Annotated in this window: 16 protein-coding genes; 1 reads left to right on the top strand and 15 read right to left on the bottom strand. The window is 48.3% G+C overall.

Annotation, left to right across the window (positions count from 1 at the left end; translation table 11 throughout):
* Positions 1–12 precede the first annotated feature (12 nt).
* Complete coding sequence (gene punR / locus EWA64_RS08735; RefSeq protein ID WP_061893116.1) at positions 13–921, bottom strand: DNA-binding transcriptional activator PunR; 909 nt, start codon at positions 919–921, stop codon at positions 13–15.
* Between the two features lie 151 nt (positions 922–1,072).
* Here punR and punC point away from each other — a divergent pair, with 151 nt between their 5' ends.
* Positions 1,073–2,272, top strand: a complete 1,200-nt coding sequence (punC, locus tag EWA64_RS08730) for a purine nucleoside transporter PunC (protein ID WP_061893115.1) — start codon at positions 1,073–1,075, stop codon at positions 2,270–2,272.
* Between the two features lie 45 nt (positions 2,273–2,317).
* Here punC and glmU read toward each other — a convergent pair whose 3' ends face one another.
* The 14 genes from glmU to mnmG all read right to left on the bottom strand — a co-directional run bounded on the left by glmU (position 2,318) and on the right by mnmG (position 15,198).
* Positions 2,318–3,679, bottom strand: coding sequence for a bifunctional UDP-N-acetylglucosamine diphosphorylase/glucosamine-1-phosphate N-acetyltransferase GlmU (glmU, locus tag EWA64_RS08725; protein WP_061893114.1), 1,362 nt, complete (start codon positions 3,677–3,679; stop codon positions 2,318–2,320).
* A gap of 151 nt (positions 3,680–3,830) precedes the next feature.
* The gene (locus tag EWA64_RS08720; RefSeq protein WP_039422386.1) at positions 3,831–4,253 is read right to left on the bottom strand and encodes a F0F1 ATP synthase subunit epsilon; all 423 of its coding nucleotides are present in this window, start codon (positions 4,251–4,253) and stop codon (positions 3,831–3,833) included.
* An 18-nt stretch (positions 4,254–4,271) separates the two neighbouring features.
* On the bottom strand, positions 4,272–5,675 hold the full coding sequence (gene atpD / locus EWA64_RS08715) for a F0F1 ATP synthase subunit beta (RefSeq protein WP_061893113.1): 1,404 nt from the start codon (positions 5,673–5,675) through the stop codon (positions 4,272–4,274).
* 35 nt (positions 5,676–5,710) lie between these two features.
* Positions 5,711–6,577 (bottom strand): F0F1 ATP synthase subunit gamma, encoded by an 867-nt coding sequence (atpG, locus tag EWA64_RS08710; protein ID WP_061893112.1) that lies wholly within the window; start codon positions 6,575–6,577, stop codon positions 5,711–5,713.
* Between the two features lie 43 nt (positions 6,578–6,620).
* Positions 6,621–8,162, bottom strand: a complete 1,542-nt coding sequence (gene atpA, locus EWA64_RS08705; protein ID WP_039422379.1) for a F0F1 ATP synthase subunit alpha — start codon at positions 8,160–8,162, stop codon at positions 6,621–6,623.
* 13 nt (positions 8,163–8,175) lie between these two features.
* Positions 8,176–8,709 (bottom strand): F0F1 ATP synthase subunit delta, encoded by a 534-nt coding sequence (gene atpH, locus EWA64_RS08700; RefSeq protein WP_039422375.1) that lies wholly within the window; start codon positions 8,707–8,709, stop codon positions 8,176–8,178.
* A gap of 14 nt (positions 8,710–8,723) precedes the next feature.
* A complete protein-coding gene (gene atpF / locus EWA64_RS08695) occupies positions 8,724–9,194 on the bottom strand; it encodes a F0F1 ATP synthase subunit B (protein ID WP_039440861.1) in 471 nt (156 codons plus the stop codon).
* A gap of 70 nt (positions 9,195–9,264) precedes the next feature.
* On the bottom strand, positions 9,265–9,522 hold the full coding sequence (gene atpE / locus EWA64_RS08690; RefSeq protein ID WP_011079050.1) for a F0F1 ATP synthase subunit C: 258 nt from the start codon (positions 9,520–9,522) through the stop codon (positions 9,265–9,267).
* A gap of 52 nt (positions 9,523–9,574) precedes the next feature.
* Positions 9,575–10,387 (bottom strand): F0F1 ATP synthase subunit A, encoded by an 813-nt coding sequence (atpB, locus tag EWA64_RS08685; protein WP_039422370.1) that lies wholly within the window; start codon positions 10,385–10,387, stop codon positions 9,575–9,577.
* An 8-nt stretch (positions 10,388–10,395) separates the two neighbouring features.
* Positions 10,396–10,785 carry a F0F1 ATP synthase subunit I gene (locus EWA64_RS08680; protein ID WP_039422368.1) on the bottom strand — a complete coding sequence of 130 codons (390 nt, stop codon included), beginning with the start codon at positions 10,783–10,785 and terminating at the stop codon, positions 10,396–10,398.
* 192 nt (positions 10,786–10,977) lie between these two features.
* Positions 10,978–11,859, bottom strand: a complete 882-nt coding sequence (locus tag EWA64_RS08675; RefSeq protein ID WP_039440859.1) for a ParB/RepB/Spo0J family partition protein — start codon at positions 11,857–11,859, stop codon at positions 10,978–10,980.
* Positions 11,860–11,883: 24 nt separating this feature from the next.
* Positions 11,884–12,657 (bottom strand): ParA family protein, encoded by a 774-nt coding sequence (locus EWA64_RS08670; protein ID WP_039422363.1) that lies wholly within the window; start codon positions 12,655–12,657, stop codon positions 11,884–11,886.
* Between the two features lie 13 nt (positions 12,658–12,670).
* Complete coding sequence (gene rsmG / locus EWA64_RS08665; RefSeq protein ID WP_061893111.1) at positions 12,671–13,303, bottom strand: 16S rRNA (guanine(527)-N(7))-methyltransferase RsmG; 633 nt, start codon at positions 13,301–13,303, stop codon at positions 12,671–12,673.
* Positions 13,300–15,198: a tRNA uridine-5-carboxymethylaminomethyl(34) synthesis enzyme MnmG gene (gene mnmG, locus EWA64_RS08660; RefSeq protein ID WP_061893110.1), complete on the bottom strand. Its 1,899-nt coding sequence runs from the start codon at positions 15,196–15,198 to the stop codon at positions 13,300–13,302. Before mnmG ends, rsmG begins: the two co-directional genes overlap by 4 nt.
* Between the last annotated feature and the right edge of the window lie 204 nt (positions 15,199–15,402).

Raw genomic sequence — 15,402 nt, 5'->3', positions numbered from 1 at the left:
CAGGGCGTGATTTTATCTGGTACTCAGCAGCCAATCTTGATGCAATTGATGTGAGTTCCCCAAGTAATCCACCATCCACTGAATCAACTTGTGATTATCATCTTTGCGCCATACCAAGCAGCATTGACTCAGCGGTTTGTCATCCGGTAGCACCTTTTCCACCAGCACACCGTCGTTGATGAGTGGCATGGCAATATGACGGGGCATATAACCGACGCCAACGCCATTTTTTAAACACTCGATGGCACTGTACCAGTTGGGTAACAACAAACGCCGCTGCTGCGGATAATGGCCGGTATGGCGCTTAGGTAACACGCTTGAGGTATCGTCTAAACAGATCGCCGGAAACTGGCTGACAAACGCTTCAGTGAGCACTTGCTGACGCACGCAAGGATGGGCTGGTGACATGACAAAAACCCAATCCAATCGTCCCATATCGCGCACTTCAAAATCGCCCCCAACAGGAATGGCGGAGGTGGCGCCGATGACGATATCCGCACGCCCTTGAGCGATCGCTTCCCAAGAACCATTGAACACTTCCATATTGATTTGCAGCTCTGCAAAATCAAATTCGCGGTAGAAATCCTCAACTAAAGGCTTGAGCTTTTCGAGCTTGACCACGTTATCCAGCGTTAACTTGAGCGTAGATTGCCAGCCTTGCGCCGCGCGCCGCGTCTGCGACTTCACTTCTTCCATCTGCCTTAGCAACATGCGTGCTTCCGCGATGAACAGCTCACCAGCAGGAGTCAGTTCTACTTTTCTCGGTAAACGGCGAAACAGCAACACGCCAAGTTCTTGTTCCACCTGACGCACACCATAGCTGATGGCCGAAGGCACTTTGTGCAGCACCTCAGCGGCGGCAGTAAAACTGCCTAAACGAGCGACGGTATCCAACATTTCTAGCGACGGTTTTGAAAACACAGTCTACCTTTCAAAAATTTTGATTAATAACTACGAATTTTAGCGTTTTATTTTTTCAAATGCGAAAAATAGAATAGTAGAGCATATAAATCAGGGTTGGCGCCAACTGATCACAAAACATTTGTAGTGAAAAAAATTGAATGGAATAACTATGAACATTTCAAAAATGCAGCTTGTGTATCTTGCAGCCCTCTCGATGCTCGGCTTTGTCGCAACAGACATGTATCTCCCCGCGTTTAAAGCGATGGAAATTGATTTTATGACCGGGCCAGAACAGATCGCGCTCTCTTTGACGGTCTTCTTGGTCGGCATGGCGGTCGGTCAACTGCTTTGGGGGCTTGCCTCTGATAAGTTTGGCCACCGTAATACCTTGGCAGCTGGCCTTGCTCTGTTTACGCTGGCCTCATTGGGTTTGGCGTTCAGTGATCAAGTTTGGCAACTGCTCAGCTTGCGTTTTGTGCAAGCGATCGGGGTATGTGCGCCGGCCGTGATCTGGCAAGCCATGGTCATCAAACGTTACTCCAGCAGTAGCCAACAAATTTTTGCTACCATTATGCCGCTGGTGGCACTGTCTCCCGCGCTCGCTCCTCAGTTGGGTGTTGTATTAGCAGATAGCTTTGGCTGGCACAGTATTTTTGTCGCGTTAACGGTACTGGGACTGGTCTTGGTTGCGGCAACAATGGCACAGCCTAGTGTCGCCATTGAGCCAAAGCAAAGCAGTGTGAAATCGGATATCAAACATCTGCTCAGCTCAAAAACCTACTTAGGTAACGTGATGATGTTCGCCACTGCGTCTGCCGCTTTCTTTGCTTACCTGACCGGTATGCCAGAGATCATGGCGAAACTTGGCTACGATGCCAAAGATATCGGCATGAGCTTTGTACCGCAAACCATCGCGTTTATGCTTGGCGGATACTTAGGCAAAGTCGGCGTACGCAAATTTGGTGATGAAAAAGTCCTTCGTCAACTGATTGGTCTGTTTAGCGTTGCGGCGCTGCTGATTTTCATTGCATCACAATGGCAGTTAACCTCGATTTGGCCCATCTTAGCGCCATTCTGTTTGATTGCCGTGGCCAATGGTGCCCTTTACCCTATCGTGGTTAACCGTGCACTTGCCAGTGCTAAGCAAAGCCCAGCCACGGCCGCAGGTTTGCAAAACAGTTTGCAAATCACCGTCAGCAGTTTGTCGAGTGCCTTGGTTGCAGCGCTTGCCAGCCAAGCGCAAGCGGTGACAGGGATGGCGATCATTCTCTGTATGGGTGGGTTATGGATGGGTTATGTGATATCCAATCGTGAGCTGTCAAAGCATTTCACGACGCCTGACAACGCGCGCGTAGTTAGCGACGAATAATCCCTTTTGCAAAAAAATCGCCGCTCAATTGAGCGGCGATTTTTGTTATTTCTGCTTTACAGGACGCTGCCAGCCAGCAATCTTACGTTCTTTAACGCGAGTAATCACTAACTCACCTTCAGCAACATCTTTGGTTAACGTGGTGCCAGCACCAATGGTTGCGCCATCGGCAATCGTCACTGGAGCCACCAGTTGGCTATCTGAGCCAACAAACACGTCATTACCAATGATGGTTTTAAACTTGTTCGCGCCATCGTAGTTACAGGTGATGGTTCCCGCGCCAATGTTAGTGCGCTGGCCAATTTCCGCATCGCCAAGATAGGTCAGATGGTTCGCTTTCGAGCCTTCACCAATGCGCGCATTTTTCACTTCAACGAAGTTACCCACATGCGAATCATTGCGCATTTCCGCACCAGGGCGAAGACGGGTAAACGGCCCCACGGTACACTGCTCACCAACAGTAGCACCTTCAATCACACTGTACGGACGAATGATGGTGTTGTCGTCGATTTCACAGTCTTTCAGTACGCAACCCGCGCCGATCACTACGTTGTCGCCTAGAGAGACGTTACCTTCGATGATCACGTTCAAATCGATCTCACAGTCCATACCGCATTGCAGCTCACCACGCAGATCAAAACGCGCAGGATCACGCAACATCACGCCTTGCTCAAGCAGTTTTTTCGCCTGCATGGATTGGAAAGCACGCTCTAGGCGAGCCAGTTGAATACGGTCATTCACGCCTTCCACTTCAATCGGATTGACCGGATGCACCGCTTCCACCGCATTGCCTTCGTCGTGCGCCGCCGCAATCACATCGGTCAAATAGTATTCACCTTGAGCGTTGTTGCAGTTGAGTCCTGACAACCAACGTTTCAAATCGCTTCCTGTCGCAACCATCACACCTGTGTTGATCTCTTTGATCAGTTTCTGCTCTTCATTGGCATCTTTCTGCTCAACGATCGCCACAACAGGGCCATTTTTACGCACAATACGGCCATAGCCGGTTGGGTTATCCAGCACTACTGTTAAAAGAGCAATACCGCCTTTGGGCTGTGCATCCAGCAAGCTTTCAATCGTTTCGGAAGAGATGAGCGGTACATCGCCGTACAACACCAGAATTTTTTCGTCATCTTGGAACTGCGCTGACGCTTGATCGACCGCGTGACCCGTCCCTAGCTGCTCAGCCTGTAATACCCAATTTACCGGCTCATCCGCCAACGCCGCTTGCATTTGATCGCCGCCATGGCCGTACACCAAATGAATATTTTGTGCGCCAAGGCCTGTGCAAGTGTCTATCACATGCTTGACCATCGGCTTACCTGCCAATGTGTGCAATACCTTGGGCATATTGGAATACATACGGGTACCTTTACCCGCCGCGAGAATCACCGCGCTAAATTTCATTGTTCTAACCTATGACGTTTTACAAAAATATTGGCGCTTATTTTACCCAGCTAATTGATATTAGTTAACTTGATGATAAAAATTTCTGATAAAAAATAAGCAAAAAGGCGGTCAAATGACCGCCTTTATCACTACTAAAACACCGCTAAAATTAACGACGTTTCTTTGTCAGCTCGATTACACGAAGCTGAGCAATGGCTTTAGCCAGTTCACTGGCCGCTTGTGCGAAGTCCATATCGCCATGCTGATTGAGAATGTTCTCTTTAGCACGACGTTTCGCTTCTTCTGCCTTCGCTGCGTCTAGCTCTTCACCACGAATCGCAGTATCAGCCAGCACGGTTGCCGTGCCAGGCTGAACTTCAACGATACCACCAGAGACATAAATGAACTCTTCGTGGCCGTGTTGCTTCACAATACGCACCATACCAGGCTTGATAGCGGTCAGCAGCGGTGTGTGGCCGTGGAAAATACCCAGCTCACCTTCGCTACCGGTCACCTGAAAGGTTTCAACACGACCAGAGAAGATTTTCTTCTCCGCGCTCACCACATCCAGATGAAAGGTTATTGCTGCCATATCGCCTCCTAGTTAGCCTTATAGCTTCTTCGCATTCTCGATAGCATCGTCAATAGTACCGCAGTACATAAACGCTTGCTCTGGAATGTCATCGTATTCACCAGCTAGCAGACCTTTGAAGCCACGTAGAGTCTCTTTAAGAGGTACGTAAACACCTGGGTCACCTGTAAATACTTCCGCTACGTGGTAAGGCTGAGTTAGGAAACGCTCAATCTTACGAGCACGTGCAACCACTTGCTTGTCCGATTCAGACAGTTCATCCATACCTAGGATCGCGATGATGTCTTTCAGCTCTTTATAGCGCTGAAGTGTCTGCTGAACACCACGCGCTGTGTCGTAGTGATCTTGACCAACAACCAGTGGATCTAGCTGACGAGAGGTCGAATCCAGTGGGTCGATCGCTGGGTACAGACCCATCGCAGCGATGTTACGGTTAAGTACAACCGTTGCATCCAAGTGCGCGAACGTGGTTGCTGGAGACGGGTCAGTCAAGTCATCCGCAGGTACGTATACCGCCTGTACAGAGGTGATAGAACCTTGTTTGGTTGACGTGATACGCTCCTGCAGTACGCCCATCTCTTCTGCTAGCGTTGGCTGGTAGCCTACCGCAGATGGCATACGACCTAGTAGTGCAGATACTTCTGTACCAGCTAGTGTGTAACGGTAGATGTTGTCAACGAACAGTAGAACGTCACGACCTTCGTCACGGAAACGCTCTGCCATTGTCAAACCAGTCAGTGCAACGCGCAGACGGTTGCCCGGTGGCTCGTTCATCTGACCGTAAACCATCGCTACTTTCGATTCTTCTGGTTTCTCGATGTTTACAACGCCCGCTTCCTGCATTTCGTGGTAGAAGTCGTTACCCTCACGAGTACGCTCACCAACACCAGCAAATACAGACAGACCTGAGTGTTGCAGTGCGATGTTGTTGATAAGCTCCATCATGTTAACGGTCTTACCTACACCTGCACCACCGAATAGACCGATCTTACCACCCTTAGCGAATGGACAGATTAGGTCGATTACTTTAACGCCCGTTTCTAGAAGTTCAGTCGCGTTTGACTGCTCTTCATAGCTAGGCGCAGGGCGGTGAATTGAGTACAGCTCTTCTGCACCGATTTCACCACGCTCGTCAATCGCATCACCAAGCACGTTCATGATACGACCTAGGGTCTTAGTACCTACTGGCACTGAAATTGGAGCGCCAGTATTTACCACTTCTACTCCACGACGTAAACCATCAGAGCTACCCATCACGATACAACGAACTACGCCACCGCCTAGCTGTTGCTGAACTTCAAGAACAAGACGCTCTTTTGAGTCCTTTACGTTTAGAGCGTCGTATACACTTGGTACATCGCTCTGTGGGAACTCTACGTCGACTACCGCACCGATGATCTGTACGATCTTACCTGTAGCCATCGTTAATCCTCTAAACTGTTTCGTTTAACCTAAGCTTAAACCGCTGCTGCACCACCAACGATTTCCGACAGTTCTTGTGTGATCGCCGCCTGACGGGCTTTGTTGTACACAAGTTCCAAATCTTCAATCAGGTTAGTCGCGTTATCGGTTGCAGCCTTCATCGCAATCATTCGAGCCGCTTGCTCACAAGCAAGGTTCTCAACCACACCTTGGTAAACCTGAGACTCTACGTAACGCACCAACAGGGCATCAAGCAGAGGTTTTGGTTCAGGCTCATAGATGTAGTCCCATGAGTGCTGACGCTGCATCTCTTCGCTATTCGATTTAGGCAAAGGTAGCAATTGATCGATCGTTGGTTGCTGAACCATGGTGTTAACGAATTTGTTCGATACCACAAACAAACGGTCCAGTTCACCTTCATCGTATTTCTTCAACATAACGCTGACTGAGCCGATCAGGTCTTCAAGACTCGGGCTATCGCCCAAACCAGACACCTGAGCCGCTACTTTAGCACCGCTGCTTTTAAAGAAAGCCGTTGCTTTCGAACCAACCAGAGCCAGTTCGACCTCAGCACCTTTCTCTTTCCACGCTTGCATGTCTGTAAGGGCTTTTTTAAACACGTTAATGTTCAAACCGCCACACAGACCACGGTCGGTGGAAACGATGATGTAACCAACACGCTTGGCTTCACGCTCTTCTAGATACGGATGACGATATTCTAGACTGGCGTTTGCCACATGACCGATCACTTTACGCATTGTTTCCGCGTATGGACGAGAAGCTTCCATGGCGTCTTGAGAACGACGCATTTTTGAAGCTGCTACCATTTCCATCGCTTTCGTAATCTTCTGAGTGCTTTTAACACTACCGATTTTACTACGTATCTCTTTTGCGCCGGCCATCGTTACTCTCCATTAGTTGGTGGCAGCCACTGCCACCGACTTATTACCAAGTTTGGGTTGCTTTAAAATCGTCAACCAGTTTCTTGAACTGAGCTTCGATTTCATCGTTGTAAGCACCCGTCTTGTCGATCTGCGCTGCTAGTTCAGCGTATTGACCGCGAGCATACGATAGTAGAGCCGCTTCGAAATCCAGCACTTTATTCAGTGCTACATCACTTAGATAGCCGCGCTCTGCCGCAAAGATAGTTAACGCTTGGTCAAAAACTGACATCGGAGCATATTGCTTCTGCTTCATCAGTTCAGTTACTTTTTGACCGTGGTTCAACTGTCTCTTAGTCGCTTCATCAAGATCCGAAGAGAACTGAGCGAACGCCGCCAATTCACGGTAAGCTGCTAGCGCGGTACGGATACCACCTGATAGCTTCTTGATGATTTTCGTCTGAGCAGAACCACCTACACGAGATACTGAAATACCTGGGTCAACCGCTGGGCGAACACCCGCGTTGAACAGTTCAGTTTGCAGGAAGATCTGACCGTCAGTAATCGAGATTACGTTAGTCGGTACGAATGCAGAAACGTCACCAGCTTGAGTTTCGATGATAGGAAGCGCGGTCAGAGAACCGGTCTTGCCTTTCACTTCACCATTAGTAAAACGCTCTACGTAGTCTGCGTTTACACGAGCAGCACGCTCTAGTAGACGAGAGTGGAGGTAGAATACGTCACCTGGGAATGCTTCACGACCTGGTGGGCGCTTCAGAAGTAGAGAGATCTGACGATAAGCAACAGCTTGCTTAGAAAGATCATCATAAACAATCAGCGCATCTTCACCACGATCACGGAAGTATTCGCCCATTGCACAACCTGCATATGGCGCTAGGTATTGCAGTGCAGCAGACTCAGACGCTGAAGCCACCACAACAATGGTGTTTTTCAGAGCGCCGTGCTCTTCCAGTTTACGTACTACGTTAGCGATAGTAGAAGCTTTCTGACCAATCGCAACGTAGATAGAGAAGATACCAGAGTTTTTCTGGTTGATGATTGCATCGATCGCCATCGCTGTTTTACCAGTTTGACGGTCACCGATGATAAGTTCACGCTGACCACGACCGATTGGGATCATGGAGTCAACGGACTTATAACCAGTTTGTACAGGCTGATCAACCGATTGACGGTCGATTACACCCGGTGCAATCACTTCAACAGGAGAAGTCAATTTGGCTTCAATTGGACCTTTACCGTCGATTGGCTCACCCAGTGTGTTCACTACGCGACCAAGCAGTTCTGGACCTACTGGCACTTCAAGAATGCGGCCAGTACCTGTTACTTTCATGCCTTCCTTAAGGTCAGCATATGGGCCCATGACTACCGCACCTACCGAGTCACGCTCAAGGTTAAGTGCTAGTGCATAACGGCCACCCGGTAATTCAATCATTTCACCTTGCATCACGTCCGCTAGGCCGTGAATGCGAATGATACCATCGCTTACCGATACGATAGTACCTTCATTACGAGCTTCACTAACAACGTTGAACGATTCAATACGCTGTTTGATTAGATCGCTGATTTCCGTGGAATTAAGTTGCATGCTCCAATCCCCATTAAGACTGCAATGCATCGCTCAGGCGGTTCAAACGACCACGTGCTGAGTTATCGATGACTAAGTCTCCGGCTCGAATAATCACCCCACCAAGTAGGGCCTCATCTATACTGCAATTCAGCTTCACTTTGCGTTCAAGACGCTGCTCAAGTTTGCTGCTGATATTTGCCACTTGTTCATCAGAAAGTTCTGTTGCAGAAATAACTTCTACATCAATCTCTTTCTCATGCTCTTTTTTCAGAACAAAGAACTGTTTGCAAACATCAGGAAGGGCCTTCAATCGGCCATTCTCAGCCATCACCTTCAAAAGGTTTTGGCCATGTTCATCCACTTGTTCGCCGCAAATCGCTACAAATAGCTCAGTCAACTTATCCGCTGACATTGAACCGGACAACAGTTCACTAATTTGTTCGTTCTTGGCAACTTCCGCAGCGAAAGACAACATTTGACCCCATTGGTCTAGTTGTTTCTTTTCTACGGCAAAGTCGAATGCTGCTTTAGCATAGGGGCGTGCGATTGTAGTCAAATCAGACATAAGCGCCCCCAAACTTAAAGTTTTGCAGTAATGTTATCGAGAATATCTTTGTGCGCATCTTTATCGATTGAACGCTCAAGGATCTTCTCTGCACCAGCGACAGCCAGAGTTGCAACTTGTTTGCGCAGTTCATCGCGGGCACGATTACGCTCAGCTTCAATTTCTGCTTCCGCTTGCGCAAGGATCTTACGGCGTTCTGCCTGTGCATCCTCGCGAGCTTCATCAATAATCTGTGCTTTACGTTTGTTGGCCTGATCGATGATCTCAGTTGCTGTGCGCTTCGCTTCTTTCATTTGAGAAGAAGCATTAGCTTGCGCTAGATCTAAGTCTTTCGCAGCACGTTCCGCTGCTTGCAGACCGTCAGCAATTTTCTTCTGACGCTCTTCAATCGCTTGCATGATTGGTGGCCATACGTATTTCATACAGAACCACACAAACATCGCAAACGAAATCGCTTGACCTAGCAGAGTTGCGTTAATATTCACAACAGCTACCCCTCTATTCGAGTTAGTGTTAATCAAAGACAAGCTGACGCTTGTCGTTCAAAACCGATGATTAACCAGCTAGTTGACCTACGAATGGGTTTGCGAACGTGAATAGAAGTGCGATTACGATACCGATCATTGGAACCGCATCAAGTAGACCTGCGATGATGAACATCTTAACTTGAAGCATAGGCGCCATTTCTGGTTGACGAGCAGCACCTTCTAGGAATTTACCACCTAGAACAGCGAAGCCTACCGCAGTGCCTAGAGCACATAGGCCAACGATGATTGCTACTGCGATTGCAGAAAAGCTTAGTACAGTTTCCATTACTATCTCCAATTATAGCGATTAACTAAAAGTCTAATAAGAATAAACAAAATTAATGATCACTGTCTTCGTGGGCCATTGACATATAAACAATCGTTAACATCATGAACACGAATGACTGAATCAGGATTACCAGAATATGGAAGATCGCCCATGGTAGTGAGCCCATCCATTGTAGATACCATGGTAGCATTGCCGCACAAAGAATGAATACAACCTCACCCGCGAACATGTTACCAAACAGACGCATACCAAGAGAGAGAGGTTTCGCCAGTAGCGATACCACTTCGATTAGTAGGTTGAATGGGATCATTGTCCAGTGGTTGAATGGGTGTAAAGCCAGTTCTTTGGCAAACCCGCCCAGACCTTTCACTTTGATGCTGTAGTAAATCATCAGAGCAAAAACGCCTAGTGCCATAGCCATGGTGATATTCACATCAGCCGACGGAACCACTTTCAAATAAGGGATACCGAGCCAATGCTCTGCCGGGTATGGTAGGAAATCGATAGGCACAAGGTCCATCAAGTTCATAAAGAATACCCAACAAAAGATAGTCAGTGCTAGAGGTGCAATCAGCGGGTTGCGTCCATGGAATGTGTCTTTGACGTTTGTGGCGACAAATTCTACAACCATTTCTACAGCACACTGAAGCTTACCTGGTACACCGGCTGTTGTTTTGCGCGCCACAGAGTAAAAAATTCCGAGGAAAATTAGACCTGTAAACCACGAAAAAAACAGACTATCGATATGTACGTTCCAGAAACTCGTCTCTTCCGCCACCAGCCCCAACTTGTAAGTTGAAAGGTTGGTAAGGTGGTGAGTGATGTAACCGGAAGCTGTTAGCGCTTCACCTGGCGCAGCCATAACTCATCCTATTTTTTGTTGTTAATGAATAGCGCTGGCGCAAAGATATTAATACCGAGAACCAGCAAATAGGTTAGTTTCAGGGGAACAAGTTCCACCTGCATATACATGTAGGCCACAGAAAATAGCGCTACTGTAATGAGGATCTTCAGCGCCTCACCTGTATAAAAGGAAATGGCAACGTATTTCGCCGCCCTAGCCCCCACAAACAGGAACGCACAAACAGAAAACACCGCATTAGCCGCAACAAAAATGCTACCGCCTATTAGCGATGAAAACCCCCATTCAGCATTAACAGCCACCGCCATTCCTGCTGCCAGCAAAATAACCGCGCCAGCCTCGATCAATAACAATTGCTTTGCAAGCTCTCGTCCTGGCCTGGCTAACGCAGCTACCATGTATTCGTACCTCTAGTAACTCCCATATCACCTTGTCTTCATTTAGGGGTGAGGGAAATTGGCGAAAATTATACGGTGAGTCCAACCGATTGCAATTAAAACGCAGCAAAAACTTACAGTTTTGTTTACAAACCGACAACTTTCGTACAAAAAATGATTTTTTGCATAATTGACCTAAATCAATTATCTCATTTAGCTTTCTAGCTTGGCAATTAGTTGCTCTAATTTGTGAGGCTCATCAAGACTAATTGTCAATTTTGCTTTGCCGTTCATGGATCTCACAATAGAAACCTTAGCACCCAACAGTTGACTCAATTTTTGTGACATTTGTTGTGTTTCTTCATCCTTTGATGGCAATTCTTGCTCAACCTTAGGTGTTAAACACTTTTTCACTAATTGTTCGGTCTGGCGTACGGTCAACAACTTACTGGCGACCTGCTGAGCCACTTCAACTTGCTGCTCACCTTCCAAGGCCAACAAGGCTCTGGCATGGCCCATTTCCAGCAACTTCTGCGAGACAAATTGTTTCACTTCAGGCTCAAGACTATTCAATCGGAGCAGATTGCTCACTGTGGTTCGCGATTTACCAATCACATCCGCCACTTGCTGATGCGTCAGGGCAAACTCATCTTGCAGCCGTTCTAATGCCTGAGCTTCTTCGATCGCATTGAGATCTTCACGCTGAATATTTTCGATCAATGCCATGGCGATCGCAGCGCGATCTTCAACATTTTTCACCAGACAAGGCACGCGTTTTAGCCCTGCCTGCTTAGCCGCACGCCAACGGCGCTCGCCAGCAATAATTTCGAAATGGCCATCATTGAGCGCACGCACCACAATCGGCTGAATAATGCCTTGTGATTGAATGGAGGCTGCCAGTTCCTCCAACGCTTGTGGAGACATGTCTTTACGTGGCTGGTAAATCCCGGGTTGCAGGTGACCCACAGCAATATCGGTCAATTCACCTTCGGCCGACAAACTTTGGCTGTGGGTGGCGATTTGTTGTTTTTCACGAGCTAATGAACTGGTGGACAGCAGAGCATCCAGTCCTTTTCCTAGACCACGCTTAGTCATGGGGACGAATTCCTTCGGTTAAGGTTAAACTGGGATTTCTTCTCGACGCAGCATTTCGCCAGCGAGCGCAAGATACGCTTTTGAGCCTGCTGAGTGTTTGTCGTAGTACATTGCTGGTTTCCCGTGGCTTGGCGCTTCAGCCAGCCGCACATTACGTGGGATCACCGTGCGATATACTTTGCTACCGAAATGCTTTTTCAGTTGATCGGAGACTTCATTGGAAAGGCGGTTGCGCGGGTCGTACATGGTACGCAGTAACCCCTCAATTTTGAGGTTTTCATTCACCACCGCAGCCAACTTACTAATGGTATCCATAAGCGCAGTTAAACCTTCTAATGCAAAATATTCACATTGCATTGGCACTAAAACGGAATCCGCCGCGGCCATGGCATTGATTGTAAGAAGGTTTAAAGAAGGAGGACAATCAATAAAGATGAAATCATAGTTATCACGAACTGCGGCTAAGGCGTTCTTTAAACGCACTTCACGAGCAAACACTTCCATCAATTTTATTTCAGCGGCGGTAACATCACCGTTGGCCGCAATCAGGTCATATTTGCCCGTGGTGGTGGTGCAAACCACCTGATCAAACGGCGTATCTTCCACCAACAGTTCGTAGGCAGTGGCATCCACCATGTACTTGTCGACGCCACTGGCCATCGTAGCGTTTCCTTGCGGATCGAGGTCGATAACCAGAACTTTGCGTTTGGTGGCAGCCATAGAGGCCGCTAAATTCACACAGGTAGTCGTTTTTCCGACTCCGCCTTTCTGATTGGCAATGGCTACGATTTTACCCACGATGACCTCGCTATTATTCCTTGCGCGATAAGATTACAAGATGGCGATCACCTTCTAACTCGGGAACTGTCAAAGATATGATCTCTGTCACACAGCACCAGTCAGGAAGCTGATCAATTTCATCTTTCGGGTGTTGTCCCTTCAGTGCGAGGAAAACACCGTGATCGGTTTTCGGCAGATGATGACACCACTCCACCATGTCTGTCATTGAAGCAAATGCACGACTTAGAACACCATCAAAATTTTCGTCTGGTTGAAACGCTTCGACGCGACTTTGCACCGGGGTCACATTATGAATACCAAGCTCATGCACCACTTGCTTCAAAAAGCGGATACGTTTGCCAAGACTATCAAGCAAAAAGAAGCTTTTTTCTGGATTCATGATGGCCAGAGGTATTCCGGGCAACCCAGGCCCGGTACCAACGTCAATAAAACGTTCGCCACGCAGATGAGGTGACACAACGATGCTATCAAGAATATGTTTCACTAGCATCTCAAGCGGATCGCGCACGGAGGTTAAGTTGTAAGCTTTGTTCCATTTATGCAGCAACTCAACATAACCGATAAGTTGCTGACGCTGTTTATCCGACACCTCTAACGACGTTTGGGCGATCAAGGCATCAAGCTTGGCGCGCAGTGCACTCATAGCTGCTCTTCTCCCACTTTCAACAGGCCGCTCTTCTTCAAATGCACCAGCAAAATCGAAATCGCCGCAGGGGTGATGCCCGAAATACGCGAGGCGATGCCAATGGTTTCAGGCTTGGCATTATTGAGCTTGAGCACCACTTCGTTTGACAACCCTTTGACTTCTTTGTAATCCAGATCGCTCGGCAACTTGGTGTGCTCGTAGCGCAATGATTTTTCGACTTCATCCTGCTGACGCTGAATGTAGCCTTCGTATTTCACTTGGATTTCAACCTGTTCTGCCGCTTCACGGTCATCCATAGCTGGGGCAAACGCAGGTAAGGAAGTCAGTAGGTCGTAACTCATTTCTGGGCGACGCAGCAAATCTTCACCGCTCGCTTCACGCGACATAGGCGTTTTGAGCAATGCATTGAGCTGCTCCACGCCTGACGAGTTCGGGTTCATCCACGTCTCTTTGAGGCGCTGACGCTCCAACTGCATGTTCTCCATTTTCTGGTTAAAACGAGCCCAGCGTGCATCGCCAATCAGGCCAAGTTCACGCGCTTTCTCGGTCAAACGCAGATCGGCATTGTCTTCACGCAGTAGCAGACGGTATTCCGCTCGGGAGGTAAACATGCGGTACGGCTCTTTGGTGCCCATGGTCGAGAGATCGTCGATGAGCACGCCCATATAGGCTTGATCGCGACGTGGGCTCCAGCCCTCTTTCTCTTGGCTAAACAGGCTAGCATTGAGACCTGCCATCAAACCTTGCGCCGCCGCTTCTTCGTAGCCGGTGGTGCCGTTGATCTGGCCTGCAAAGAACAAGCCTTGAATAAATTTGGTTTCGTAAGTCTGTTTGAGGTCTCGCGGATCAAAGAAATCGTATTCGATAGCGTAGCCCGGACGAACGATTTGGGCGTTCTCAAACCCTTTCATTGAGCGGACAATTTGTACTTGAACATCAAACGGCAGACTGGTCGAGATGCCATTTGGATACAGTTCCGTGGTGGTTAGCCCTTCAGGCTCGATAAAAATTTGATGGCTGTTCTTGTCAGCAAAACGCATCACCTTATCTTCGATCGACGGGCAGTAACGAGGGCCGATCCCTTCAATCACGCCAGCGTACATGGGGCTGCGATCAAGGTTATTGCGGATCACATCATGCGTCTGTTCGTTAGTGTGAGTAATAAAACACGGGATCTGACGTGGGTGCTGCGTGCGATTGCCCATGAAAGAGAACACGGGCGTCGGATTATCGCCGTGTTGCACTTCGAGCTGTGAAAAATCGACACTGCGCGCATCAATGCGCGGCGGAGTACCCGTTTTTAAGCGATCGACACGGAAAGGCAGCTCGCGTAAACGATCCGCCAAAGCGATCGACGGTGGATCACCAGCTCGACCACCTGAAAAGTTCTCGAGACCAATGTGGATCTTACCCCCGAGGAAGGTGCCAACGGTCAATACCACCGCTTTAGCGCGGAATTTGAGCCCCATCTGGGTAACCACACCGCAGACACGATCGTTTTCCACCATCAGATCATCGGCGGCTTGCTGGAACAAGGTCAGATTCGGCGTGTTTTCCAATGCATGACGCACATAGGCTTTGTATAAAGCACGATCCGCTTGTGCACGCGTTGCTCGTACCGCCGGCCCTTTGGAGGCATTTAGGGTGCGAAATTGAATACCTGCGTGATCGATAGCTTCAGCCATCAAACCGCCCATCGCATCCACTTCTTTCACCAGATGACCTTTACCGATACCCCCAATCGCAGGGTTGCAAGACATCTGCCCCAAAGTATCAATATTGTGAGTCAGCAACAGGGTTTTCTGCCCTGTGCGAGCTGATGCGAGTGCGGCTTCCGTTCCTGCGTGTCCGCCACCGACAACAATGACGTCAAAGTTTTCGTGATAAAGCATGAACCGACCTCAGGTATTCAAAGGATTCAATCGAGAAAATAAAAGAGCGGTATTCTACCTTCTTTATCAGTGGGTGAAAATTGTTTTCTCTCTTAGCGCGGATCAAAGTGAAGGCTAAATATATATAAAGATCTTTATATAAGATCTTTTACTGGATCTATTATTAGGATCCTACTCACCTGTGGATAAGCGAAAAATGATCAA

Origin of the sequence: Vibrio cidicii (assembly GCF_009665415.1) — a bacterium.
In the GTDB taxonomy this organism is placed as follows: domain Bacteria; phylum Pseudomonadota; class Gammaproteobacteria; order Enterobacterales; family Vibrionaceae; genus Vibrio; species Vibrio cidicii.
The sequence above is the reverse complement of the archived record's forward strand: the minus strand, read 5'-3'. Positions and strand labels throughout refer to the sequence as shown.

Coding starts and splice junctions, on each gene's coding strand:
- atpD (WP_061893113.1), bottom strand. CDS start 5,675: ATGGCTACAGGTAAGATCGTACAGATCATCGGTGCGGTAGTCGACGTA.
- EWA64_RS08720 (WP_039422386.1), bottom strand. CDS start 4,253: ATGGCAGCAATAACCTTTCATCTGGATGTGGTGAGCGCGGAGAAGAAA.
- atpE (WP_011079050.1), bottom strand. CDS start 9,522: ATGGAAACTGTACTAAGCTTTTCTGCAATCGCAGTAGCAATCATCGTT.
- EWA64_RS08680 (WP_039422368.1), bottom strand. CDS start 10,785: ATGGTAGCTGCGTTAGCCAGGCCAGGACGAGAGCTTGCAAAGCAATTG.
- rsmG (WP_061893111.1), bottom strand. CDS start 13,303: ATGAGTGCACTGCGCGCCAAGCTTGATGCCTTGATCGCCCAAACGTCG.
- glmU (WP_061893114.1), bottom strand. CDS start 3,679: ATGAAATTTAGCGCGGTGATTCTCGCGGCGGGTAAAGGTACCCGTATG.
- mnmG (WP_061893110.1), bottom strand. CDS start 15,198: ATGCTTTATCACGAAAACTTTGACGTCATTGTTGTCGGTGGCGGACAC.
- atpH (WP_039422375.1), bottom strand. CDS start 8,709: ATGTCTGATTTGACTACAATCGCACGCCCCTATGCTAAAGCAGCATTC.
- atpB (WP_039422370.1), bottom strand. CDS start 10,387: ATGGCTGCGCCAGGTGAAGCGCTAACAGCTTCCGGTTACATCACTCAC.
- atpG (WP_061893112.1), bottom strand. CDS start 6,577: ATGGCCGGCGCAAAAGAGATACGTAGTAAAATCGGTAGTGTTAAAAGC.
- EWA64_RS08675 (WP_039440859.1), bottom strand. CDS start 11,859: ATGACTAAGCGTGGTCTAGGAAAAGGACTGGATGCTCTGCTGTCCACC.
- punC (WP_061893115.1), top strand. CDS start 1,073: ATGAACATTTCAAAAATGCAGCTTGTGTATCTTGCAGCCCTCTCGATG.
- atpA (WP_039422379.1), bottom strand. CDS start 8,162: ATGCAACTTAATTCCACGGAAATCAGCGATCTAATCAAACAGCGTATT.